21 protein-coding genes and 1 riboswitch are annotated in these 23,799 nt (G+C 42.9%); of the genes, 16 read left to right on the top strand and 5 right to left on the bottom strand.

Features of this window, described 5'->3' with window-relative positions; genetic code table 11:
- Positions 1-192 precede the first annotated feature (192 nt).
- Together C1X04_RS10330 and C1X04_RS10325 are read left to right on the top strand one after the other, a co-directional pair.
- Positions 193-825 carry a glutathione S-transferase N-terminal domain-containing protein gene (locus C1X04_RS10330; RefSeq protein ID WP_110572968.1) on the top strand — a complete coding sequence of 211 codons (633 nt, stop codon included), beginning with the start codon at positions 193-195 and terminating at the stop codon, positions 823-825.
- Between the two features lie 93 nt (positions 826-918).
- Positions 919-1,299: a ClpXP protease specificity-enhancing factor gene (locus C1X04_RS10325; RefSeq protein ID WP_110572966.1), complete on the top strand. Its 381-nt coding sequence runs from the start codon at positions 919-921 to the stop codon at positions 1,297-1,299.
- Between the two features lie 88 nt (positions 1,300-1,387).
- On the opposite strand, the gene C1X04_RS10320 is transcribed toward C1X04_RS10325, so the two are convergent.
- From C1X04_RS10320 to C1X04_RS10310, 3 genes are read right to left on the bottom strand one after another with little or no spacing between them, the layout of a single operon-like run.
- Positions 1,388-1,981 (bottom strand): SIS domain-containing protein, encoded by a 594-nt coding sequence (locus C1X04_RS10320; protein WP_110572964.1) that lies wholly within the window; start codon positions 1,979-1,981, stop codon positions 1,388-1,390.
- A gap of 5 nt (positions 1,982-1,986) precedes the next feature.
- Positions 1,987-2,370, bottom strand: coding sequence for a YraN family protein (locus C1X04_RS10315; RefSeq protein WP_110572962.1), 384 nt, complete (start codon positions 2,368-2,370; stop codon positions 1,987-1,989).
- Positions 2,321-4,093, bottom strand: a complete 1,773-nt coding sequence (locus C1X04_RS10310; RefSeq protein ID WP_254682246.1) for a penicillin-binding protein activator — start codon at positions 4,091-4,093, stop codon at positions 2,321-2,323. Before C1X04_RS10310 ends, C1X04_RS10315 begins: the two co-directional genes overlap by 50 nt.
- A 113-nt stretch (positions 4,094-4,206) precedes the next feature.
- Between C1X04_RS10310 and rsmI the strand changes: the two genes are divergently transcribed.
- The 7 genes from rsmI (at position 4,207) to C1X04_RS10275 (ending at position 11,817) form a co-directional block, all read left to right on the top strand.
- A complete protein-coding gene (gene rsmI / locus C1X04_RS10305; RefSeq protein ID WP_175404925.1) occupies positions 4,207-5,067 on the top strand; it encodes a 16S rRNA (cytidine(1402)-2'-O)-methyltransferase in 861 nt (286 codons plus the stop codon).
- A gap of 77 nt (positions 5,068-5,144) precedes the next feature.
- Positions 5,145-5,249: riboswitch (TPP riboswitch) on the top strand.
- 181 nt (positions 5,250-5,430) lie between these two features.
- Complete coding sequence (gene thiC / locus C1X04_RS10300; RefSeq protein ID WP_137169855.1) at positions 5,431-7,452, top strand: phosphomethylpyrimidine synthase ThiC; 2,022 nt, start codon at positions 5,431-5,433, stop codon at positions 7,450-7,452.
- 15 nt (positions 7,453-7,467) lie between these two features.
- Positions 7,468-8,985, top strand: coding sequence for a thiamine phosphate synthase (gene thiE, locus C1X04_RS10295; RefSeq protein ID WP_137169854.1), 1,518 nt, complete (start codon positions 7,468-7,470; stop codon positions 8,983-8,985).
- Positions 8,982-9,179 (top strand): sulfur carrier protein ThiS, encoded by a 198-nt coding sequence (gene thiS, locus C1X04_RS10290; protein WP_110572951.1) that lies wholly within the window; start codon positions 8,982-8,984, stop codon positions 9,177-9,179. Before thiE ends, thiS begins: the two co-directional genes overlap by 4 nt.
- A 1-nt stretch (position 9,180) precedes the next feature.
- The gene (locus C1X04_RS10285; RefSeq protein WP_137169853.1) at positions 9,181-9,957 is read left to right on the top strand and encodes a thiazole synthase; all 777 of its coding nucleotides are present in this window, start codon (positions 9,181-9,183) and stop codon (positions 9,955-9,957) included.
- Positions 9,954-11,126, top strand: coding sequence for a 2-iminoacetate synthase ThiH (thiH, locus tag C1X04_RS10280; RefSeq protein WP_137169852.1), 1,173 nt, complete (start codon positions 9,954-9,956; stop codon positions 11,124-11,126). Before C1X04_RS10285 ends, thiH begins: the two co-directional genes overlap by 4 nt.
- A gap of 208 nt (positions 11,127-11,334) precedes the next feature.
- A complete protein-coding gene (locus tag C1X04_RS10275; RefSeq protein WP_110572945.1) occupies positions 11,335-11,817 on the top strand; it encodes a Spy/CpxP family protein refolding chaperone in 483 nt (160 codons plus the stop codon).
- Between the two features lie 182 nt (positions 11,818-11,999).
- Here the strand turns inward: C1X04_RS10275 and aroA are convergent, their stop codons facing one another.
- Positions 12,000-13,277, bottom strand: coding sequence for a 3-phosphoshikimate 1-carboxyvinyltransferase (gene aroA / locus C1X04_RS10270; RefSeq protein WP_137169851.1), 1,278 nt, complete (start codon positions 13,275-13,277; stop codon positions 12,000-12,002).
- 292 nt (positions 13,278-13,569) lie between these two features.
- Between aroA and C1X04_RS10265 the strand changes: the two genes are divergently transcribed.
- The 4 genes from C1X04_RS10265 (at position 13,570) to C1X04_RS10250 (ending at position 18,665) form a co-directional block, all read left to right on the top strand.
- A complete protein-coding gene (locus C1X04_RS10265; protein WP_137169850.1) occupies positions 13,570-14,469 on the top strand; it encodes an aldo/keto reductase family oxidoreductase in 900 nt (299 codons plus the stop codon).
- Positions 14,470-14,691: 222 nt separating this feature from the next.
- Entirely contained in the window at positions 14,692-15,204 is a 513-nt protein-coding gene (locus tag C1X04_RS10260) for a hypothetical protein (protein ID WP_137169849.1), read from the top strand.
- Between the two features lie 7 nt (positions 15,205-15,211).
- Positions 15,212-17,620 (top strand): ATP-binding protein, encoded by a 2,409-nt coding sequence (locus C1X04_RS10255; protein ID WP_137169848.1) that lies wholly within the window; start codon positions 15,212-15,214, stop codon positions 17,618-17,620.
- 1 nt (position 17,621) lies between these two features.
- The gene (locus tag C1X04_RS10250) at positions 17,622-18,665 is read left to right on the top strand and encodes an HD-GYP domain-containing protein (protein WP_217494963.1); all 1,044 of its coding nucleotides are present in this window, start codon (positions 17,622-17,624) and stop codon (positions 18,663-18,665) included.
- Here C1X04_RS10250 and C1X04_RS10245 read toward each other — a convergent pair.
- Positions 18,662-19,171, bottom strand: a complete 510-nt coding sequence (locus C1X04_RS10245; protein ID WP_137169847.1) for a YchJ family protein — start codon at positions 19,169-19,171, stop codon at positions 18,662-18,664. The two genes, C1X04_RS10250 and C1X04_RS10245, sit on opposite strands and share 4 nt — an antisense overlap.
- 93 nt (positions 19,172-19,264) lie before the next feature.
- Here C1X04_RS10245 and sbcB point away from each other — a divergent pair, with 93 nt between their 5' ends.
- From sbcB to C1X04_RS10230, 3 genes are all read left to right on the top strand, one after another.
- Positions 19,265-20,719 carry an exodeoxyribonuclease I gene (gene sbcB / locus C1X04_RS10240; RefSeq protein ID WP_110572932.1) on the top strand — a complete coding sequence of 485 codons (1,455 nt, stop codon included), beginning with the start codon at positions 19,265-19,267 and terminating at the stop codon, positions 20,717-20,719.
- A 9-nt stretch (positions 20,720-20,728) separates the two neighbouring features.
- Positions 20,729-21,763: an AI-2E family transporter gene (locus C1X04_RS10235; protein WP_110572930.1), complete on the top strand. Its 1,035-nt coding sequence runs from the start codon at positions 20,729-20,731 to the stop codon at positions 21,761-21,763.
- Positions 21,764-21,926: 163 nt separating this feature from the next.
- Positions 21,927-23,780: a DEAD/DEAH box helicase gene (locus tag C1X04_RS10230; protein ID WP_110572928.1), complete on the top strand. Its 1,854-nt coding sequence runs from the start codon at positions 21,927-21,929 to the stop codon at positions 23,778-23,780.
- Positions 23,781-23,799 lie beyond the last annotated feature (19 nt).

Here is a 23,799-nt window from a genome sequence, read left to right as displayed (position 1 = left end):
TAGCGGCTCTATAAAACAAAAGGTTTTCTTGGTGTTGCAAATCTCTTGTTTTCTGAAGCTGCGTGGTTATTAAACCGTAGAAATACTTTTAGTGTGACGAAGTTGGGTGATATTTTTGTGACTTCGTTTCCATATTATAGTTTGTCCTTTTCTTCGAAAAGGGCGTTGATGTTTTCAATATAGGGGTTAGACATGGGTGTTATTGCAAAGCGCTCCTCAATGACGTTCTTCTCAGATGGAGAAGATCATTACAGCCATAGAGTTCGTATTGTATTGGCTGAAAAAGCCGTCACAGTGGACATCATAGACGTAGACCCATTTAACAAGCCGGATGAACTGGCTGATGTTAATCCATACAATGAGCTTCCAGCATTGGTTGATCGTGATTTGGTTTTATACGAGCCAAATGTAATGATGGAGTATTTGGATGAGCGTTTCCCGCATCCGCCATTACTACCTGTCTACCCTGTTGCTCGTGCTGAAAGTCGCTTATTTATGTATCGTATTCAGCGTGACTGGGCAAAGTTAGTTGATTTGATTTTGACTAGTAAAGACAAAGAAGCGGTTGCTCAGGCTCAAAAAGAATTGCGCGAAGGTCTATTGAATGTTGCGCCAATCTTTGAAGAAAAGCCTTATTTTATGAGCGATGAATTTACTATTGTTGATTGCTGCTTAGCTCCGATTTTATGGCGTTTGCCAGTATTGGGCGTAGAGATTCCTAAAGAACAGGCAAGAGCTCTGTATAAATATATGGACCTTGTTTTTGCTCGTGAATCTTTCCAAGAAAGCTTGTCCGAAGCTGAACAGGAAATGCGCTTAGACTAAGTTGAGAGACTTATTGAGCTTTGTTCAGTAACAAAAGAGGAGCTTCTTATAGCTCCTTTTTTTTACAAAGATTTATATGTAGTAGGAGTGAAAATGTTACCGAAACGATCTTATTTATTGAATGCAGCGTATTCTTGGGTTGCTGATAATGATATGACGCCTTATCTTTTGGTTGATGCTGAGCAAAAAGGCGTTGTTATTCCTACAGAGTTTGTTAAAGATGGCCAAATTGTACTTAACATCAGTATGAGTGCTGTACGTCATTTGATAATGGATAAAGAAGCTGTTTCTTTTGAAGCGCGATTTAGTGGTAAGCCAATGCAGGTTTATGTTCCTATATCGGCGGCCCTCGCTTTGTACGCCAAAGAAAATGGTGACGGTTTTGTCTTCCCAGACGAAGAATTTCTAGATGAGCCAACTCCGCCGACGCCGCCAGAACCTAAAAAAGGTTTTCAGTTAAAAGTGGTTAAGTAAGAGATTTTTTTGCTACTTTAGTAATACAAAAAACCGCTATTTATGTAGCGGTTTTTTGTGTCTGGAATTGAGTGCTGTTCTACAATTTTTAGTCTTCGTAGCCAAAAAGTTGTCGTTCAAGTAAGTCTATTAATATATGGATAACATTCAATTGGCACTCATGCACTCGTGCCGTGCCAAGTAGATTGATTTTTATCTCTGTATCGTCCTGAGACGTAAGAGATGACACATTTTTAGCTTCAGGGCTCGTCAAGGCGACTATTCCCATTTTGCGTTCATGTGCTGCCTGAATGGCTTGAATGATAGGGGAGGTGTTGCCGCGATTAGCAACAACGAACAGTATGTCTCCAGGATTACCCAGGGCGGTGATCTGTTTTGAGAACACGTCGTGGTAACTGTCGTTATGTGTTATGGCTAGTAAAGAAGCGCCTTCGCCACTTAAGCAAATAGCAGGCAGTCCAGGGCGTTCTCTATCCATGCGATCTAGCATCAAGGTACTGAAGTATTGTGATAGGTGAGAGCCCGTACCATTACCAATACAAATTACCTTGCCGCCCGAAGCTATGCTGGAAAAAATAACTTTAGCAGCGTGTTCAATGTAAGGGGGTAAACTTTCCAGAGCTTGTTGTTGTGCTTCAAAACTCTGGGCAAATTGTGTATAGATTGCTTCTTGAAAATCCATAGTTATTAAAATACTGCTTTCAGCCAAGTTAAGTGTTGTCGGTTTATTTCTGCGTCAAATAAGATTGCATCAAAACGACTTGCGTGGTGTTCTTTATGGTTTTTTTGTAACCATAGTGCCGCACTGTTGCGGACTTTTTGTAATTTAGACGTGCTTAGACTTTCGGCAGCGCTACCATGTTGTAGGTTTGTCCTATAACGAACTTCTACAAAGACATAAACGTTATTGTCTAAAAATATTAAATCTATTTCACCCATACGGCAGAAAAAATTTCTTTCAACAAAGCGAAGCCCTTCTTTTTTTAGAAAGGCCTCAGCAAATTGCTCTGCTTTTTTGCCGTTATTTTTCGATGCTTTCCTTCTGTTCAAAAAACTGCTGACTGTTTGCATATACCAAATTTCCTTTTCGGTAAGTCATGATTTCAGGTCTCTTATGAAAGATACCATTTTCATCGATCGTAATAATGCCAGTATTTGCAGATACTTTGGTGCTTGGCAGTAGGGTGAACAATGTATACTTGTTAGCCAATAGGTACGAATCTGCCCCTAAGGCTTGTAAGCGACGTAAAATGTTTGAGCTTTGATTTTTTGGTAATTCATTCAGCGCCGTATCTTGAGGTGTAAGGGCTGGAAGCTCAGTAAAGAGTATGCGCTCTATGTCCTCAGGCTTAGTTGATCTTTCTGGAGCGCTATCATTGAGTGTGCTGCTGGCCAGCATTGGGATTTTTTCTGCAAAGTAGAAATCTAACAAAGGTCTAATTTGTTTCGCGTCATTTAACTTGCCAACATAGTAAACGTAATCAAGGTCTTCTCGTGATCTGGCGATGCTATCGACAGAGGTTCCGGTCCATCTCTCAATCAGTCTTCGACGGGCATAACTCTCGTTTATTAAGAGCAGTTTTTGTATTGCGTCTTGTCTGCCCTTGGGGGTGTTGGCGTAGGTTTGATTTGAGATCAGGTCCACATTTTCTTTTTCTGCAGCGGCCCTAAAATCATCTCCTTGTTTTAGTGCCCATGTATCTTGAATGCTTAAAATAGCGGCTTTATTAGCCCCTTCTTTTTTGGCGAAGGCAATGATTTCGTGAATTTCATCTTCAGGGTTTAGAGAAAAATGGTATAAATTTTTTGGGTGCTGATTCACATCTAACTGATTTAGTGCGATCACTGGGATAGGCAGATTTAAACGGCTAATTTGAGCCACGTTATTTTTTTGAAGAGGCCCGATGATGACGTCTGGCTGTAACTCGTTTGCAGCGTCCAGAGCATCAGATATATTTGAGTAGTCTTCGACATTGACAATGACGACCTTAGGCTTGTCTTCTTTTTGTTTGTAATAGCTAACAAAAAAACCATCCACAATCGCTTGAGACGCTCGCTCTAGGGGGCCGCTCATTGGCAGTAATAAAACGATTTTTTTAGGTGCCATCTGGCCAACAGTCGCCATAATTTTAAAGTCTTGTGGCGGTGATACAGCGGCTGGATGGTTTGGGTTTTCCGCTTTCCAATTTTCGAATACTTTTAGCTGTTGTTCGATTGAGAGGGATTGATTGCGTAAAATCCCACTGATTGTTAGCCAGCCATTCAAGAGAGGGATTTGTTGTTGATACAGCTCATCAACCTCATTTTGAGTGAGGTTTTGGATAGCAAGCCATAACTTAGTTTGATTGCTTTCGCCTTCATTTAGAGGAAGGTTAAAAGACAAATCCATACGAAGTTTAACGACGTCTAACCAGTTACCAAAGTGTGCGAGAATGCTGGCTTTGGTTTCTTTTAGGTTGTTTTGATTATCTGGGTGACGAGCAGCGGCCAAGGTATCAGCTTGAGCTAGATAATTCATGGCATCGATGGCGCTGTCTAATTGCGCGGCGGCCTGTGCTGCTAACAAATAGCCAGAAAAACGAAGTGAAGAGGTCTTAGTGAGAACGTCACTCTCAAGTACATCTAAAGCCTGTTGGAATTCACCTTGTTCATAAAGACTTCTTGCTGACGAGAAGCTGTTGGCAAGTTCTTCAGAAACATCTGATGTTTTTCTTGGATGATAAATGCTTGCTGGCAAAGTGTTTTCTTGCTTTGCCTTCATGTTGGCTTTTTGAGCTGCAGTTTGTTGTTCCATGTTTAAATTCATGGAATTACAGGCACTTAACAGCACACTGCAAAGAGTTAATGATATGATGCGGTAATTAATTAGGCTCATAAGCTTATAAAATGACAAATAAAAGAGGCAACATGTTACCACATAGTTCTGATGATGCGAGAGGGTCGCTGTACATAGTTGCGACCCCAATTGGTAATCTAGACGATTTCAGTAAACGAGCTGAACAAACTTTACGCGATGTAGACTATATCGCTGCAGAAGATACTCGGCACACACGACGTTTGCTGAATCATTTTGCCATTGAAGCAAAATTATTTTCTATTCACGACCATAATGAAAAAGATAAAGCGAACTATGTTGCCAGCTTGCTTGATGAAGGAAAAAGTGTGGCTTTGGTATCGGACGCTGGAACGCCTTTGATTTCAGATCCTGGCTATCATGTGGTGCATGCTTTACGTGAGTTAGGTCATAAAGTTGTGCCAATTCCTGGCGCTTGTGCATTGATTTCAGCATTGTGTGCCTCTGGTTTGCCTACCGATCAGTTCTTTTTTGCAGGCTTTGTGCCCGCTAAATCGAAAGGACGCTGTGACTTATTTGAGTCTTGGAAAAAGCAAACTGGCACCGTGGTTTTTTATGAATCTACTCATCGGGTCTATGATTCTATAACGGATGTGCAAAAAGTGTATGGTGAGGACGCGCAGCTTGTTTTGGCACGTGAAGTTACCAAAACATTCGAGACGTTTCTATCAGGCACGGCAGCTGAGATTCTTGCCAAATTCGACGAAGATGCCAACCAAATGCGTGGTGAATTTGTTGTTATGCTGAGTTTTACCCAAGAAAGCGGTAATGAAGCAGAGCTAGAAGCGAAACGTATTCTGACCATTTTGTTAGAAGATCTGCCGGTTAAGCAAGCCGCGGCTATGGCAGCCAAATTGACGGGTGAGAAGAAAAATTACCTCTATAAAATGGCGTTGGAAATGCAAGGCGAATAGATTCACAACGTTTGTTTTTGTTAAACACCCACTTAAAACGTGGGTGTTTACATTCCGATAAGACTGAGTATACTCAGCCCTACTTGTCGGAGTGCCATTTGGCTGAGATCGCATAATTAAGTGCGGGATCCGCAGAACCTGATCGGGTTAAAACCCGCGTAGGAAACAAGAAAGTCTCAATTTTTCTTTTCTGCATCGAATGAACTCCTGATTTTTATGGAATCGATGCTGTCTTATTTCTAAGCATTCTTTTCAAATAAAATTCAGGGTTCATGTTTTGCAAATTAACGCCAGCATTGCGTTTGCCTGTAAAACAGCACCCCAGACAAGCAATTCTCCATTTTAATAATAAGGGAAATGCTTATGTCGGCTACTAACGAACCACAAGAAAAACCAACCAAACTTTCAAAAAAGCAGTCTCGAGAAGAAACGCGTCAAGCTGCCAAATCTTTTATTGAGTCCTTGCAAGCCAAACCTTTTCCCGCGTCCGAGCGCATATATCTAACCGGTTCGGATGACTCTATTCGCGTTCCAATGCGTAAAATCAATTTGACTGATACGCCCATTGGCTCAGATCCAGACAACCTAACCTTTGAACCTAATGAGGCTATTTACGTTTACGACTGTTCTGGACCTTATGCTGATCCGGAGGAAAATATCGATGTGTATCGCGGCTTGGCACCAATGCGAGCTGCTTGGATTGATAAGCGTGAAGACACCGAGATACTGTCTGGCGTGTCGTCTGAATTTGCCCAATCACGTTTAGAAAACTCGGCACTTGATGAACTGCGTTTTAAGGCGTTGCCTAAAGTACGTAAAGCGCGCCAAGGTAAGTGCGTGACGCAAATGCACTACGCTCGTCAAGGTATTGTGACACCAGAAATGGAATACATTGCTTTACGTGAAAATCAAAATATCGATGCCATTAAGAGCGAATTACTATTGAAGCAGCATCCAGGGCAAAGCTTTGGGGCGAATTTGCAAACACGTATCACACCAGAATTTGTTCGGGATGAAGTCGCAAGGGGGCGCGCTATTATTCCTAACAACATCAACCACCCTGAATCTGAACCTATGATCATTGGTCGTAACTTTTTGGTTAAGGTGAACGCCAATATCGGTAACTCGGCGGTAACGTCATCCATTGAGGAAGAAGTAGAGAAACTTGTTTGGTCGACTCGTTGGGGCGCGGATACGGTGATGGATTTGTCGACAGGAAAAAACATTCACGAAACCCGCGAGTGGATACTGCGAAACTCGCCTGTGCCTATTGGAACTGTACCGATTTATCAGGCGTTGGAAAAAGTGGAGGGTGTGGCTGAAGATCTGAACTGGGAAGTTTTCCGCGACACCTTGATCGAACAAGCAGAGCAAGGTGTGGATTATTTTACCATTCACGCCGGCGTTTTGTTGCGCTATGTCCCTATGACGGCCAAACGTTTAACTGGCATTGTTTCTCGTGGCGGTTCCATTATGGCGAAGTGGTGCTTAGCGCATCATAAAGAAAGCTTCTTGTATGAGCGTTTTCGTGAAATTTGTGAATTGTGTGCGGCCTACGATGTGGCTTTGTCACTTGGGGACGGTCTGCGTCCGGGGTCAATTATGGATGCCAATGATGAAGCGCAAATGTCGGAGCTACGTACTTTGGGTGAGCTAACGAAAATCGCTTGGGAATACGATGTGCAAGTGATGATCGAAGGTCCTGGGCACGTGCCGATGCAGCTGATCGAAGAGAACATGACAGAACAGTTGAAGCATTGTCATGAGGCACCGTTTTACACCTTAGGGCCATTAACACAAGACATCGCACCGGGCTACGATCACATTACATCTGGCATTGGCGCAGCACAAATTGGTTGGTACGGCTGTGCGATGCTGTGTTATGTGACGCCAAAAGAGCATCTTGGCTTGCCAAACAAAGAAGATGTTAAGCAAGGTTTGATTACCTACAAAATTGCCGCTCATGCTGCGGATTTGGCCAAAGGCCACCCAGGAGCACAAATTCGTGACAATGCCTTATCTAAAGCGCGTTTTGAATTCCGTTGGGAAGATCAATTTAACTTGTCTTTAGACCCTGAAACAGCGCGTTCTTATCATGATGAAACATTGCCACAAGCTTCGGGCAAAGTGGCGCATTTCTGTTCTATGTGTGGACCAAAATTCTGCTCGATGAAAATCACTCAAGAAGTTCGCGACTATGCGAAAGGATTAGAGCTTGAGGCGCAAAAAATCGATGTGAGTGCTTTAGAACTAAGCGAAGCAGAAAGTGGCATGCAGAAAATGTCTGAGCAATTTCGTGAGCTAGGTAGTGATGTTTACTTAACCACGGATAAGTTAACCACAGACAAGCACGCCTCAGACAAATCAAAAGAAAAATCCCTGTAAGTGAAAGGAGGATTTATGTCTATAAAACCTCCTGTTGTCTGGTGCGTGGGTGGGTCGGATTCGTCCGCCCACGCAGGACTTCAAGCGGATTTACGCACAGGGCAAGATTTAAATTGCCATGTGCAAACTATCGTCACTTGCATCACAGCGCAAAACTCTAAAGAGGTCCGCTCGGTGGAGCCTGTGTCGTTGGCTATGTTCGATGCGCAATGGCAAACCTTATTGGATGATGTACCGCCTGATGCGATTAAAGTGAGTTTGTTACCCTCCATACAGATAGTGAAAGCCTGTTCCGCTTGGTTAAAGCGTATGAAAGCGGATTTTCCAAATCTGTTGGTGGTCTTTGATCCTGTTATGGCGGCGAGTAGTGAGTCGGGGAATCAATTACAGCAAACCGATGCGGGCGCCAGTTTATTAGAGAACATTTTACCTTATGCGGATGTTATTACGCCCAACTTGATGGAGTTTTCTGCGCTGACTGGCTTATCTGGTGATATTTCGATTGAGGAATTACAGTCGAAAATGATGCGGTATTTTGATGATTCAGACAGCCGTTGGTTAATTAAAGGAGGGCATTGCGGTCTTGGAGATAAGGCAACGGACTGGTTGGTTGATCGCAATGCTATTGTCGGTTTTACATTCAACAGGCTGTCAGCCCACAATACACGCGGTACAGGTTGTACCTTGTCGACGGCACTGGCGAGCTTTATCGCGCACGGCTATGACCTTTTAGATGCGATGACTATGGCCAAAGCTTACATTACTGGTGCGTTGAAAAGTGGCGTACAAATCGGTGGCGGTGCTGGCCCTTTGGGGTGCCCAGGATGGCCTTTGCAATTTGAAAGTCTGCCAACGATCGTTTCGCCAAACAGCGCAATCACGCCCATTTCCCAGCCTTTCCCTCAGATGGATCTAGAAAAAATGGGCTTGTATCCAGTGGTGGATTCGATTGCTTGGTTAGAGTTGGTCTTGAAAGAAGGTGTGAAAATCGCGCAACTTAGAATTAAAGATCCAGATGATGAACATCTGGATAGCAAGATTGAGCAAGCCATTCACTTAGGTAGAAAGTACGACGCGCAAGTGTTTATCAATGATTATTGGCAACAAGCAATTGCTTTAGGCGCTTATGGCGTACATCTGGGGCAGGAAGATTTGGATGTGGCTGATTTAGAGCAAATCCAAGCAGCTGGCTTGCGACTTGGTATTAGCACTCATGGTTATTATGAAATTGCTCGAGCGCAATCCATCCAGCCAAGCTACATCGCTTTGGGGCACATTTTCCCTACACAAACGAAAGACATGCCATCTCAACCGCAAGGTATAACTCGCCTTACACATTATGCGACTTTATTAAAAGGCCACTTTCCTACAGTGGCGATTGGCGGCATCAATGCGGAGCGTCTGTCTTCTGTGGTTAAAGCGGGAGTGGACAGTGTTGCCTTGGTGACGGCTATTACCAAGGCCGATCAACCCAAGCTAGCGACCCGATCTTTGATATTGTCATTTGAGCAAAGTATACGAGGTAAATCATGAGGATTATGTTGAACGATGTTTGCCATGAATTCGATGGGAAAACCGTCGCAGACTTACTTACTTCGCTAGATAAAAGTCAGCAAGGTATTGCCATCGCTATAAATCAGCAAGTTGTGCCAAAAAGCCTGTGGTCTACCACGGAGTTGAGTGAGCAAACTCAGGTTTTTATTTTTGAATCGATTGCAGGAGGCTAGGATGTCGTCTTTTTTTATTGCTGGGCATGAATTTCACTCTCGACTTTTCACGGGTACGGGGAAATACGCCAGTTCAGCGGCCATGATAGAGTCTTTGACGAGCAGTGAAAGTGAATTAGTAACCTTGTCGTTGCGACGAATGGACCTTAAGAACCAAACGGACAATATTCTGCAACCATTGCAACAACAAGGAATTAAGCTTTTACCAAATACGTCAGGCGCGCGTACCGCAAAAGAAGCCATTTTCGCGGCAGAGCTCGCCAGAGAAGCACTAGAAACCAACTGGGTAAAGTTGGAAATTCACCCCGATCCACGTTACTTAATGCCCGATGGCATGGAAACTTTATTGGCGGCAGAGCAGCTAATTAAAAAGGGGTTTGTGGTAATGCCATATGTTCATGCGGATCCTGTGCTCTGTAAACGATTAGAGGAAGTGGGTTGTCAGTGTGTGATGCCGCTTGGTTCGCCAATTGGTTCGAATATGGGCTTGGCGAGTCGCCCATTTTTGGAAATTATTATCGAGCAAAGTCGAGTGCCAGTTATTGTTGATGCCGGAATTGGTGCGCCATCGGATGCTGCATTGGCATTAGAGATTGGTGCGGATGCGGTGTTGGTTAATACCGCTATGGCTGTTGCTAAACAACCAAAACAAATGGGTAAAGCCTTTCGTCTTGCCGTTGAAGCAGGGCGAATGGCCTATGAATCAGGTTTGGGAGAAAAAGGTGTTCAGGCGAATGCCACAAGCCCTTTGACGGATTTTATTGGGGCTTTGTCATGATGGCAGAAACCAGTCAGAAAATTCGTATGCTAGAGCAAAGTCCTGCAGTAGCAGGGCAATTTAGCGGCTTTGTTGAACAGGCGGATTGGCAGGCATTGACGGCTTTGCATCAAAATAAATCTGAACAGGATGTTCAGCGAGCTCTGAGTAAAACCAAGCGCGATATTGACGACTTCGCTGCTCTCATTTCACCAGCCGCAGAGCCTTATTTGTTTGAGATGGTCGCCAAAAGCGAGCAACTTACCTTACAGCGTTTTGGAAATACGGTGAGCTTATTTGCTCCTTTGTATTTGTCTAATACTTGTGCGAATGAATGTAGCTACTGTGGTTTTTCCATGAGTAACGCCATTAAGCGTCTTACGTTAAATGAAACTCAGTTGGAAAAAGAAGTGCTGGCAATTAAACGCAAAGGCTTTGACCATATTCTCTTGGTGACTGGGGAAACCAACAAAGTTTCAATGCCATATTTTGAACGTATGATTCCTTTGATTAAGCCGCACTTTAGTCAGCTTTCGATGGAAGTGCAGCCGTTAGACGCTAGCGACTATAAACACCTGCAAGACATTGGCTTAGATGGTGTGTTGGTCTATCAGGAAACCTACCGCCGCAAAACGTATCTTGAGCATCATTTACGAGGTAATAAGTCCAATTTTAATTATCGCTTAGATGCACCCGATCGAATTGGACAGGCGGGCATTCATAAAATTGGCTTGGGTGTTTTGCTTGGCTTGGAAGATTGGCGAACCGATTCTTTAATGATGGCGTATCATTTGCGCCATTTGCAGAAGCAGTATTGGCGTAGTCGTTTTAGCGTGGCGTTTCCGCGTATTCGTCCTTGCGAGGGAGGCATAGTACCCAAGTCGGTCATTTCTGATCGTCAGTTGGTTCAGTTGATTGCGGCCTGGCGTTTGTTTGATGGTGACTTGGAGTTAAGTTTGTCTACCCGTGAGTCATCAGAATTCCGTCATCATGCTGTGCGAATGGGGTTTACCACGATGAGTGCGGAATCCAAAACGCAACCTGGTGGTTACGCAGATGATTCTCAAGAAGAGCTTGAGCAATTTGAGATTAGCGACAAAAGACCAGTGGAAGAAATCATGGTAATGATTCGTCAGCAGGGCCGCGAGGTGGTTTGGAAAGATTGGGATCCAGCCCTTTCTCACGTTTAAATGTGGCGAATCGTCAAGCCATTCGTTTCCACTTCTAAGAATATGTCTGTGTTTGCGCGGTTGCTAGGGAAACAGGGCGGTTGCGCCCTTTTCCTTACAGAGTCATGACAAGTTGTGCATCTCGATTCACTCTCTTTGGCACTGTTTGACAGATAAATCGACATAATGGATTTCATTCAAACAGGAAACAAAGCGTAAGGAGCTAACTATGTTTAATCGTAAAAAAGCAGGAATGATGGGTGCGATTGGTTTGAGTGCCGCGATTATTACTGGCATAGCCGTCAGTGCATTTGCAGACACCAAAGTGCCTCAGAGTGACGTGTCAAAAGGTGAAGCAGTGCAAAATGCTCCAATGAATTCAGCACCAACCCATGAGCAACTAGCAAGCCGTATGGCGCAACAGCTAGGTCTGGACGAGAAGACGCAATCAAAAGTATCTGATCTTTTTGAAAAAGACGGTAAAGCCATTCGTGAGATTCAAGATGAGCTTCATACCACACAGGTTGAGCTGAGTGGCTTGTCCCCTAGCTCGAAAAATTACATGGATAAGGTAGAGGATCTTGCAGAAGAGAGTGGTGAGCTAACCAAAGAACTTACCGTGGCTTTTGCTAAGAACCGCGCAGGTCTTTATGAGCTGCTGACGCCAGAGCAAATTCAAAAACTGGAAACGCCAGTACAGCCACAGTCGTAATATTTCATTAATGCATTTCCCTTTGTATTGAGAGCCTTTGCCCCAGACATAATCGCTGGGGCTTTTTTATGATAAAAAAAAGCCAAATCCATATTATAGATTTGGCTTTTAGTGTTTTAGTTAACGGGATCAGATCTGTTTAAGGTGGTCCGAATTAACTGCCTCTAAAAGAGTCTTATCTATTAGCTCGCTATAGAATTGAATAACTCAAAATAGGTTGGGAAGGTTTTGGATGTGCAGCCAGGGTCATTTATTGTCACAGGCGTATCAGAGAAAGCAACGAGTGAAAAACACATGGCAATGCGATGATCATTGTATGTATCGATAGCCGCATGTTGTAGTTGCTCAACGGGTGTGACGGTAATGAAGTCTTCGCCTTCAATAACGTCGGCGCCGAGTTTTTTCAGCTCTGTTGCCATGGCGTATAAACGGTCGGTTTCTTTTACGCGCCAGTTGTAGATATTGCGGATCGTGGTTGGGCCTTTGGCGAATAGGGCGGTCGTTGCTATGGTCATCGCGGCATCTGGAATGTGGTTCATGTCCATATCAATGCCATTAAGTTCGTTGTGTTCCGCTTCAATCCATGTTGGGCCATACGTTATTTTTGCACCCATTTGAGCTAATACATCCGCGAATTTCACATCCCCTTGTACGCTGTCAGTGCCAACGCCGTGGACTTTAATTTTTCCGCCAGCAATGGCTGCAGCGGCTAGGAAGTAAGACGCAGAAGAAGCGTCGCCTTCTACCATTATTTTACCGGGGCTTTGGTAAGTTTGTTGACCTTTTACCACAAACGCTTGGTAGTTCTGGTTTTCTACTTCGACGCCAAATTGCTTCATGGCATGAAGTGTAATGTCGATATAAGGTTTAGACACCAGTTCGCCATCAACTTTGATGGTTAAATCGTCTTTTGCTAATGGTGCACTCATCAAGATAGCTGTCAGGAACTGGCTTGAGATATTGCCTTTAATAGACACTTCGCCACCAGATAAGCCGTTTGCTTTGATGCGAAGTGGCGGGTAATTTTTTTCGCCTTCGTAAGCGATATCAACACCAAGCGCTTGCAAGGCATCAACTAAATCACCTATAGGGCGTTCATGCATACGTGGCTCGCCGTGGAGGTGGAACTCGCCTTTGCCTAGACAAAGTGCCGCAGTCAAAGGGCGCATGGCCGTACCTGCGTTACCAAGAAATAGGTCGCCGAAATCCGCTTTGATTGGTCCAGCAAGACCTTCGAGTACACAGGTTGTACCATTGTCTTCTAGGGAATAGTTCACACCTAGTTTGGTAAGGCTTTCTAGCATGCGACGAATGTCGTCGCTGTCTAGAAGATTGGTAATTTTTGTGGTGCCTTTTGCTAGTGTCGCTAACAATAAAATACGGTTTGAAAGGCTTTTCGAGCCCGGGATTTGGATCTCTCCATTCGCTTTGGAAAGAGGGCCTAGCGTCATTGAATTCATTATTAAGTCCATCACAGTGGTGTTGTGTTTATTGTTTCGCTTTTATGCTTGCTGATGTGTCGCTGCGTGTAAATTATAAGTGTTCGATATTGCCGCAATTTGCTCGTTATAGTTTGTCCGTTGTAGGTGGTCGCGTCGCTCTTTCAGGAGAGGTCAGTCTTGAATGAGGCATAGTATACATTTGATGGTCTTTTATGTCAGTTATGCTAAACGATGAGGTTGCTGTTTTTTCATCTCAACAGTCTTTAGAATGCGGATCAACATGACAATAATAGGAAAAAGGAAAGTATTCATGAGATATCAATATCATCCCCTTGGTTTTGAAGGGTCGCGTATCGCTCAGGGTTTCTGGAGATTGCAAGAATGGAATATGACGTCTGCGGATACGTTAAGTTTTATAGAGGACTGCCTTGATCTTGGCGTGACAACATTTGATCACGCTGATATTTATGGGGGATATCAGTGTGAATCCTTGTTTGGTGAAGCGCTAAAGCAAAAACCAGCGCTGCGAGATAAAATGGAGATTGTCACTAAGTGCGGAATATTGCTGCCTTCGGAGAATCGTCCTGATATTCAGGTGCACCGTTATGATTATCGTGCTGAGCATATATTGGCGAGTGTGGATCAATCATTGGCGAATTTGCAGTGCGAGTATATTGATACCTTGTTGTTACATCGCCCAAGTCCTTTGATGGATGCGGATGAAATCGCGCAAGCTTTTGATTTGCTTTTTACTCTGGGCAAGGTGAGGCACTTTGGTGTATCGAATTTTACAACACGACAGTTCGATTTATTACAATCTAGGTTAGATGCTCCTTTGATTATTAATCAGGTGGAATTGTCACCGTTGGCTTTGCAGCATTTTGAAGACGGTACATTGGACCATGCTCAGCAGCATGCGGTAACGCCAATGGCTTGGTCTCCTTTTGCTGGTGGTGACCTTTTTTCAGGGGTAAGTGATAAAGCAAAACGTGTTCAAGCTGTGTTGGCTGAGATAGCTCAGGAAAAAAACTGCACGGTTGATCAAGCTGTTATCGCCTGGTTGTTGCGTCATCCGGCGGGTATTTGTCCTGTTATGGGCTCTGGTAAGATTGCTCGGTTGGCTACCGCGGTAGAGGCAATGTCCATACAACTTAGCGATGATGATTGGTTTAGAGTTTGGATTGCATCTCAGGGTCAGCCTGTACCCTAGATTTGTAGCCAATACTTTTGAATACTATTCAGAAAACCGCTTGTAAGGTATCTAGGTTAGATAGCTGCTTTGCAAAGCGGTTTTTTACGTCTATTGTGTTCCTTTATTTTTCCTTTGTTCTAGTTGGTGTAGAAAGTGTGTTGTTTCGTAAGGGAGTGACGGAAACGACAGGTTTATTCTTTATACTCTCCCAAAATTAATCAATTTATAATGGTGTTTATAATGAAGCAGTATTTTGTTTTGGGTTTGATGACTTTAGTCGCTGCGTTACCTTTAGCTAATATTCACGCTCATGAATTATCTAAGCCGTCAGGCAAGGTGATTTTAACCGTGAGCGGCAGTATAAAGAATACCAACACGCCAGACGGCACCGCTCAATTCGATCGTGAAATGCTGATGAATTTAGAGGTTATTGAATTAAAAACAGAGACACCTTGGAGTGAAGGTGTTGATTCTTATCGCGGTCCTTTATTGCGCTCTTTAATAGCCACTGTGGGAGCCGAGGGAGGAGACTTAACAGTAACCGCGTTGAATGATTTTAGTTCCGTCGTCCCAAGCCAGGATGGTGAGGAATATAATGTTATTTTAGCAATGGAATTGAATGGTGTACCGATGTCTGTAAGAAATAAAGGGCCGTTATTTCTTGTCTATCCTTTCAGTGATTATCCTAGTTTAAATAATGAAGTGATCCACAATAGGTCTGTTTGGCAAATCAAATCTATTCACGTTGAGTAAAGCCAATATGCCTCGACATATCTCTCCTTTGCTTCGTAGATTTGGGGTTAATAAAACAACTTCACCTATCCTTTTGTTAGTGATGGCAGCGTGTGTCTTTATGGGTGGCTCTGCACTGATTTTCTTTGAGTTGGTTGACCGACAAAAGGTGATCATGTCGGCGGTCGAAGAAGATGCATTATGGGCGGCCTATCAATTAGATAGGGAGTCATTGAAACTAAAAAGCACTCTAAAGCTATTGGAGGATGGGTATACTGAAGAACGCCTCGAGGAAGCTAAATTACGTTTTGACATACTTTTTAGTCGCGTAAATGTATTAGAAGCTGGCGAGCTTCATGTGTTGTTTAAGCGCCTACCTGATTACGAAAACCTTTTGCTTTTTTTGCAACAAAAAATGCTGGAAATTGAGATGCTTCTTTATGCAGAAAAGGAAGCCTTGATAGTGCCTGAGATACTGAAAAAAAGTGATGAGATGTTAAAAGAAACAGGGGAAATTGTTCATAAGACATTGGCCTCTCGTTCAGTCGAAAAAGTACAACAGCGAAAGGACGCCTTGAAGCTGTTTATTGAGCTTGGTTCGTTAATTGCTTTGTTGACTATTACTATGGTTTTCATCATAGCAATGCTGTTTAAACAGTTGAAAATAACGCAAAAGTCCTATGGGAAATCACGCAAGCTTACCCGTGACTTGGAGCTTGCTGTTCATTCCACTAAAAAAGCATTAAAGATTAAAACCGATTTTTTAGCAACAATGAGTCATGAGATACGCACTCCTATGAATGCGATTATTGGCTTTAGCTATTTATTGCAGGATGATGATCTAAATAAAAAACAGCAGGAAAAAGTCAATAAAATTCAGAAATCTGCAGATAATTTACTTTCGATTATTAATAGTATTCTTGATTTTTCTAAAATTGAGTCTGGGAAAGTTGTATTAGAAGAAAAGGTTTATAGTATAGATGATGTATTAGATTATGTTTATTCTAGCTGTGAAGTTTCGGCTAATACAAAAAATATCGCCTTTAATGTTAGTCGCGATTTCTCTCTTGCCGATCAATTAGTCGGTGATAAAACACGGCTTCAGCAAATTTTAATTAATATTGTTGGGAATGCGATTAAATTCACTCACTCTGGATTAGTTGACGTTAATCTGTATCAAAATTCTGCTCAAGAACTTGTTTTTGAAGTAAAAGATACAGGTGTGGGCATACCTGAAGGCGTTAATGTTTTTGATGTATTTCAACAAGCTGACAGTTCCACTACACGTTTATATGGTGGTACAGGACTTGGTTTAAGTATCACAGATAAATTGGTCGAGCTATTGGGCGGAAAAATTTCCTTTGAAAGTACGCTGGGTCAGGGAAGTACGTTCAAAGTCAGGCTTCCCTACAGACCAGACCTTAATGCGCAAGCAACTGCGATGGAGCGTGTTGGTGTGATAGATCAAGACAAATCCATACAAGAATTATTCTCTCGCCTAAGTGTCGAATATGTTGCTTTGGACATAACTAATGCACTTTCCAATGACTCGGCACTAGTAGTAGATAGCGGTTGGTTTAATAATCAAGATGATTTATCCGATGATGTTGTTGCCGCTTTGAAAGGAAGAGCCATTTTTATTTCTAGGGAAAATGAGTCTGTACAGGATGCACTGGTAACAGGGTTATTGACTCCATTAAATATTAATAATAAATCCGCTATTTTGACATCACAGGATAACTTTCCATTAGATCAAGGAAAGCTAAAATATGAAGCAGAATTGTTGAATGGAAAAACAATATTGCTGGCGGAAGATAATAAGATTAACGCTAATATTGTTGTGGCTGTTTTGAATAAGGTGGGGGCAAAAGTAGATTGGGTAGAGAATGGTGATTTAGCTTTTAAAAAAGCCCAAGAGTATGCCTATGATTTGATATTAATGGATATTCGAATGCCTATAATGGATGGCTATCAAGCGAGCAAAGAAATCTCCCAGTTATTGAAAGACACCAAACCTCCTATTGTTGTTCTGACTGCGGACACGTTTGAGATGGAAAGGAAAACTAACTTAGAGTTCGGCATAGATGATTTTTTATTTAAGCCTTTGGATCCTCATTTATTGATAGAGAAGATAGAAAGGTGGGCTTCAGCGCCAAATGCTAAGTCTGTCGAGATAGAATATAAGAGTTCATACATATCGGAAGATACGCTAAACGACATTGTAGCCGAGCTTGATCAGCTTGAATTACTTTTAATGGAAGGTAGTTTGAAGTCGGAAAATTGTATTGATGTTTTTGTGAAAAAGTACGATGGAATTATTGATATGGATGCTCTTAAGGCCGTAATCGATGATATCGCATCATATGATTACCAGGATGCAATAAATAAAATTGTTAGATTCAAACAGAATCTATCCGCTAGGTCTGACAGGAAATAACATGATGGATATAGTAGAAAATAATGATAAAAATCAACGTATTCTTATCGTTGACGATGTTCCGACAAATATTGATTTATTAAAGGAAATTTTATCTGAGCATTATCAAGTACAAATTGCAAAGAGTGGGGCGCTGGCGCTGGATATCATTAGTCGTACCCTGCCAGACCTTATATTGCTTGATATTATGATGCCAGACATGAATGGTTTTGAGGTATGTGAAAAAATCAAATCCAAACCAGAAACGGCAGATATCCCCATTATTTTTTTAACGGCAGTTAACGATGCCCAGATTGAGCAAGAAGGCTTTGCTTTAGGGTGTGTTGACTTTATAACCAAGCCAATTACGCCTTTAACCACTTTGTCGCGAGTGGCTACTCACTTGAAATTAGCGGCAGACAATCAACGCAACAAGAAAATCATCGAAAATAGAACGCGTGAGTTAGATGATGCGCTGGAATCGGCAATTGGTATGCTAGGTGAGGTGAGTCAGCTAAATGACACGGATACTGGTGTGCACATGTGGCGGATGGCTGATTACTCTGCGGCTTTGGCCAAAGCTATTGGTTGGGACGACGATCAGGTCGAGTTGTTAAAGCTCGCCGCGCCTCTTCACGATACTGGTAAAGTGGGCATACCGCATGAAATATTGAAATCGCCCAATAAACTCACTGATGAACAATGGGATATTATGCGTCAGCACACAGTAATTGGGCATCAGATACTTATTAAAAGTGAGGCCCCACTATTTAAGTTAGCGGCTGAAGTTGCGCTAGGACATCATGAAAAATGGGATGGGTCAGGCTATCCGTTTGGTTTAGCTGGCGAAGAAATTCCTTTATCGGCGCGCATTGTTAGTTTGGCTGATGTGTTTGATGCTCTTACTATGGCTCGTCCTTATAAGAGAAACTGGTCCATGGAAGAGGCATTAGATTACATCCGCAAAGGCGCTTATACGCACTTTGATCCAATGTTAGTCGAGTGCTTTTTATCTATAGAAGATGAGCTAAAGAAAATCCAAGATAAATGGAGTGCTGTTCACTAAGTGACAGCACAACATTTTTTATATTTTTTGCCTGAGCCGCATAAACAAGGATCATTACGACCGATATTCATTGCCGCAGAGTTGACCAAAGGTGTGTTTTTCTTTACATCATGTTCACCGGAAATATAAAACCATTTATCTTTGATCTTTTTAAAAATAGAACGCTCGCTCAACCGTCCAATGTGTTTGCCTTCTTTGAAGTGTGCAGAGAACGCAACGACACCTGATTTGTCTTTCTCCAAACCATCTTTTGTGTCATTTATTTCCAATTTTATCCATTGTGTATTTTCGTTGCTGTCTCGAATGTCTGCTGACGCTTGGTCGGGCTCATCTTCCAGTTTTTGAGTTTGAGCGATGTACTCAAAGTTTCCAATAGCAAAAGCTGTGTAGCGAGAGCGCATCAGTGTTTCTGCAGTAGGGGCTGTACCTGGATTGTTGTGGTACATACCACAACACATTTCGTATGGACTTCCTGTTCCGCAGGGACAAAGTACTGGGACTGGCATTGATCAACTCCTCTCTTCGCCAAATACACTTTAACAAATGAACTTTAAGGTGCGTATAATACCTTTTTATTTAATGGCTAACAGGAATTATTTGTGACTTCATCGGGCCCAACCTCATTTTTTTGGTTTGATTTTGAAACGACCGGAACGGACCCAGCGCGAGATCGTCCTATGCAATTTGCGGGAATTAGAACAGATCTTGATTTTAACCCGATCGGTGAGCCGATCATGTTTTACTGCCGTTTAGCAGAGGATGTTTTACCTCAACCTGAAGCTTGTTTGTTAACGGGTATTAGTCCGCAAGATGCTAACCGCGAGGGCATGTGCGAAGCAGAATTCATGCAAGCTGTCGAAGCAGAATTGTCAGTCCCTGGGACTTGCGCTCTTGGTTATAATACGATTCGATTTGATGATGAAGTTGTGCGTTACGGCTTTTATCGTAACTTTATTGATCCTTACGCAAGAGAGTGGCAAAACAACTGTTCACGCTGGGATATTATTGATTTGGTTCGCATGACGTACGCGATGCGCCCAGAAGGCATTGTTTGGCCAAAAGGGGAGGACGGTCAAGTTTCAATGAAACTTGAAGCTCTAACTAAGGCGAATGATATTGCTCATGAGCAAGCGCATGATGCTTTGTCGGATGTCTATGGCACAATTGAAATCGCTAAGCTCATTCGTCAAAAACAACCTAAGTTGTTTAATTATTATTTAAAAATGCGACAAAAGCATGAGTTGCAGCAATTCATTGATGTTGCTCGTTTAAAGCCTTTTTTGCATATCTCTGGCATGTTTGGTCAAGCAAAGCATTACTCGTCTTTTGTTGTGCCTATTGCTCCGCATCCAACCAATAAAAACGGTGTTATTGTGTTTGACTTAATGGCGGATGCTCAGCTGTTAATCGATTTGAGTGTGGATGAAATTCGCCGTCGTGTGTTTACGCGACAAGAAGAGTTGGGTGAGGTGGAAAGACTCCCCTTAAAAGTCATCCATTACAATAAGTCTCCTGCTGTTGCTCCAGCGACTTTCCTAAAAGATGCTGACGTCGTTAAACGTTTGGCATTGGATGGCGCTATTTGTCGTCATAATCTTGCCATCATAAAAAGCCATAATGGGTTGGCTGCGAAACTAAGTGATGTCTTTATTCAAGAAGAGCGCCCAATCCATAAGGATCCAGATGTCATGTTGTATTCTGGTGGCTTCTTCTCTCGTGAAGATAAGGTTAGGATGGAAACGATTCGTAACACACCGGCTAACCAATTGTCTGAATTAACAATGTCGTTTGATGATCGGCGCTTACCTGAGATGTTAATGCGTTATATCGGACGAAATTATCCAGAACAACTCAATGAGCAGCAAAGAATCGAGTGGGAAGAGTATCGCCAAGTGCGCTTACTTGAAAAAGATGGCGGTGGCTCTATAAATATGGAACAGTATTTTGAACGCTTAAATCAGATAGCTCAAACGCCTGACCTATCGCCGACTAAGCAGATAATGCTGCAAGACTTGGCGGATTATGCCCAAAGTATTTACCCAATACCTTTGTAAGGAATATCTATGAACGAACAGCATAAAGGAATCCATTGGCTGGTTGGCTTTGCTGCCTTTGTTGTTATTATTGCCGCGCTAAAAGCCGCATCCCAGATTGTTGTGCCTTTTATGCTGTCCGTGTTTATCGCAATCGTTTGCGCGCCAGCAATGTCTAGTTTACGCCGTCGCGGTGTGCCAACTTGGCTCTCTATTCTATTAGTGGTGTTGGTGATACTGGTTGGTATTAGTTCTCTTGCCGTTCTCGTAGGTGCCTCTTTGGATGATTTTTCTAATCAGTTGCCCAACTATAAAAAGCGCTTTGCTGAAGAGGCCTCCAGCGTCATTCAGGTACTCAATAACTTTGGTTTAAATGTCTCTTATGATCAGGTTAAAGGTTATATAGATCCTTCGGCTTTAATGCAGATGGTGGCGAATGCCTTAAGAGGGCTTGGTAGTGCACTGACTAATTTTGTCTTAGTGGTGATGATTGTAATCTTTATTCTTTTCGAGGCGGTTGAGTTGCCTAAGAAGTTGGCTTTGGCATTTAGTGATACGTCCAAATCCTTAGATAAATTTGACTCTTTTATAAAATCGGTTAACCGTTACTTGGTGATAAAAACCTTAGTTAGCATGTTTACAGGTGTTTTAATTACTTTGCTAATGTGGGTGTTGGGTGTGGATTTCCCGATTTTGTGGGGTGTCTGTGCTTTTCTTCTGAACTTTGTACCTAATATCGGTTCGATTATCGCTGCGGTTCCTGCTGTGCTGCTTGCTTTTGTGCAGTTGGGTAGTTTGTCTGCAGGGCTAGTTGCGGGGGCGTTTTTGGTGGTGAACTTGATTGTAGGCAACATGATCGAGCCTCGTTATATGGGACGTGGGTTAGGTTTATCGACTTTGGTGGTCTTTTTATCTTTGCTCTTGTGGGGTTGGGTTTTTGGTCCGGTAGGTATGCTGCTTTCGATTCCGTTAACAATCATTATGAAGTTGGCTTTCGAGGCTAACCCTAAAATGCATTGGTTGGCGATTCTAATAGACTCTGAAACGAGTAAAACTAAGCTTTAGAGATGAGTGGCGTATTTGGTAGGGAAGAATCTATTTTGAAATTCTGCTAGCGTATTTTGCTTTTTTTGTATATACTTCGCGATCAGTTTTTCCTCCGAGAATTTCTTTAAGGCATGTAAATGGTTACAGGCCTTATCCTCACCAAAAAAAGGTACTAATTTACATGTCTGACGCTGATACTCAGCCTACATTTGATTCGTTGGGCCTAATCGCCCCTGTTCTTAAAGCGGTTGCTGACCTAGGTTACGAGCAACCATCTGCTATCCAAGCGCAAAGTATTCCATATTTATTAGAAGGTCGAGACCTTTTGGGGCAAGCGCAGACGGGTACTGGTAAGACAGCAGCGTTCGCGCTTCCGTTGTTGTCTCGCATTGACGTTACAGATAAAACGACACAATTACTTGTCTTGGCTCCAACTCGTGAACTTGCTATTCAGGTTTCTGAAGCATTTCAAAGTTACGCTCGCAATTTGCCTGACTTCCATGTTCTGCCAATTTACGGCGGCATGTCGTACGACACGCAACTTCGTCAACTAAAACGTGGTGTTCAAGTTGTTGTTGGTACACCTGGTCGTGTTATGGACCACATTCGTCGTAAAACATTAAAGCTAGACGGCCTTAAAGCCCTAGTTCTTGATGAAGCTGATGAAATGTTGCGCATGGGCTTCATCGATGATGTTGAGTGGATTCTTGAGCAAACACCATCTACTCGCCAAATCGCATTGTTCTCTGCAACTATGCCAGCCGTGATTCGTCAGGTGGCTAATCGTCATTTGAATAATCCAAAAGAAGTTAAGATTGTTACCAAAACTTCTACGGCAATGACAATTACTCAGAAATATTGGCCAGTAAGCGGTCTGCACAAGCTAGACGCTTTGACTCGTATTCTTGAGATGAACGAACACGATGGCATGATCATCTTCGTTCGTACAAAAGCGGCGACGGTTGAATTGGCTGAAAAGCTAACGGCTCGTGGTCATGCTTGTGAAGCCTTGAACGGTGACATCAGCCAGAATTTGCGTGAACGTACTGTTGATCGTATTAAGAAAGGTCAAATTGACATTCTTGTTGCGACAGACGTTGTGGCGCGTGGTCTGGATGTTGAGCGTGTAAGTCACGTTGTAAACTACGATATTCCATACGATACAGAATCTTATGTTCACCGTATTGGTCGTACTGGTCGTGCTGGTCGTTCAGGTACTGCGATTCTATTTGTTGCTCACCGTGAGCGTCGCATGCTGCAAGCGATTGAGCGTGCAACTCGTCAGCCAATCGAAAGTATGACTTTGCCTACAGCTTCAGACATTAACGCGCACCGTGTTAATCGCTTCAAGCAAAGCATTTCAGATACGATGGATAATGAAGACCTTGATTTCTTCCTAGAGCTTGTTCAAAGCTACCAGAAAGAAAACGAAGTGGATCCATTGAAAATGGCAGCAGCTTTAGCTCATATGGCTCAAGGCAAAACACCATTGCTACTGTCTGAAATGGAAGTTCGCCAAGAGCGCCGTGAACGCCGTGATGACCGTGAAAATAATCGCAGCGACCGTGCACCTCGTGAGCGTAAAGTTCGTCCGGTTACTGCCGAAGCGATGCCATTGAAAGATGACCCAAGCACGTCTATGACGCGTTACGTTGTTCAGGTTGGTTATAACGCGGGCGTTAAACCAGGCAACATCGTAGGTGCCATTGCAAATGAAGCAGAAATCGAAAGCCGTTACATTGGCCATATCGAAATTTACGAAGATTTCTCTACTGTTGATTTGCCAACTAACTTAAATTCAGATGTTTTAGGTAAATTAAGCAAAACACGTATTTGTGGTCAGCGTACAGACATTGCGAAACTAGAAAATGCTGATGAGCTAAATAAGCGCGCAGCGTCTCCTTCTACTCGTAAGCGTCCGTCTGGCGATCGTCGTCCATCTAATGGTGGTGAGCGTCGTCGTTCTTCTGGTGGTCGTGATCGTGATAATAGTCGTTCAGAGCGTCGCCCTAGAGCGCCGCGTAAAGACGGTTAATTTAATGATTTAAGTGTTA

The sequence above is a fragment of the Marinomonas sp. FW-1 genome (assembly GCF_005222245.1).
In the GTDB taxonomy this organism is placed as follows: Bacteria; Pseudomonadota; Gammaproteobacteria; order Pseudomonadales; family Marinomonadaceae; genus Marinomonas; species Marinomonas alcarazii.
The sequence above is the reverse complement of the archived record's forward strand: the minus strand, read 5'-3'. Positions and strand labels throughout refer to the sequence as shown.

Bases quoted from the DNA above. Each gene is read 5' to 3' on its own strand.
- C1X04_RS10330 (WP_110572968.1), top strand. From the start codon at position 193: ATGGGTGTTATTGCAAAGCGCTCCTCAATGACGTTCTTCTCAGATGGA.
- C1X04_RS10325 (WP_110572966.1), top strand. From the start codon at position 919: ATGTTACCGAAACGATCTTATTTATTGAATGCAGCGTATTCTTGGGTT.
- C1X04_RS10320 (WP_110572964.1), bottom strand. From the start codon at position 1,981: ATGGATTTTCAAGAAGCAATCTATACACAATTTGCCCAGAGTTTTGAA.
- C1X04_RS10315 (WP_110572962.1), bottom strand. From the start codon at position 2,370: ATGCAAACAGTCAGCAGTTTTTTGAACAGAAGGAAAGCATCGAAAAAT.
- C1X04_RS10310 (WP_254682246.1), bottom strand. From the start codon at position 4,093: ATGGAACAACAAACTGCAGCTCAAAAAGCCAACATGAAGGCAAAGCAA.
- rsmI (WP_175404925.1), top strand. From the start codon at position 4,207: ATGTTACCACATAGTTCTGATGATGCGAGAGGGTCGCTGTACATAGTT.
- thiC (WP_137169855.1), top strand. From the start codon at position 5,431: ATGTCGGCTACTAACGAACCACAAGAAAAACCAACCAAACTTTCAAAA.
- thiE (WP_137169854.1), top strand. From the start codon at position 7,468: ATGTCTATAAAACCTCCTGTTGTCTGGTGCGTGGGTGGGTCGGATTCG.
- thiS (WP_110572951.1), top strand. From the start codon at position 8,982: ATGAGGATTATGTTGAACGATGTTTGCCATGAATTCGATGGGAAAACC.
- C1X04_RS10285 (WP_137169853.1), top strand. From the start codon at position 9,181: ATGTCGTCTTTTTTTATTGCTGGGCATGAATTTCACTCTCGACTTTTC.
- thiH (WP_137169852.1), top strand. From the start codon at position 9,954: ATGATGGCAGAAACCAGTCAGAAAATTCGTATGCTAGAGCAAAGTCCT.
- C1X04_RS10275 (WP_110572945.1), top strand. From the start codon at position 11,335: ATGTTTAATCGTAAAAAAGCAGGAATGATGGGTGCGATTGGTTTGAGT.
- aroA (WP_137169851.1), bottom strand. From the start codon at position 13,277: ATGAATTCAATGACGCTAGGCCCTCTTTCCAAAGCGAATGGAGAGATC.
- C1X04_RS10265 (WP_137169850.1), top strand. From the start codon at position 13,570: ATGAGATATCAATATCATCCCCTTGGTTTTGAAGGGTCGCGTATCGCT.
- C1X04_RS10260 (WP_137169849.1), top strand. From the start codon at position 14,692: ATGAAGCAGTATTTTGTTTTGGGTTTGATGACTTTAGTCGCTGCGTTA.
- C1X04_RS10255 (WP_137169848.1), top strand. From the start codon at position 15,212: ATGCCTCGACATATCTCTCCTTTGCTTCGTAGATTTGGGGTTAATAAA.
- C1X04_RS10250 (WP_217494963.1), top strand. From the start codon at position 17,622: ATGATGGATATAGTAGAAAATAATGATAAAAATCAACGTATTCTTATC.
- C1X04_RS10245 (WP_137169847.1), bottom strand. From the start codon at position 19,171: ATGCCAGTCCCAGTACTTTGTCCCTGCGGAACAGGAAGTCCATACGAA.
- C1X04_RS10235 (WP_110572930.1), top strand. From the start codon at position 20,729: ATGAACGAACAGCATAAAGGAATCCATTGGCTGGTTGGCTTTGCTGCC.
- C1X04_RS10230 (WP_110572928.1), top strand. From the start codon at position 21,927: ATGTCTGACGCTGATACTCAGCCTACATTTGATTCGTTGGGCCTAATC.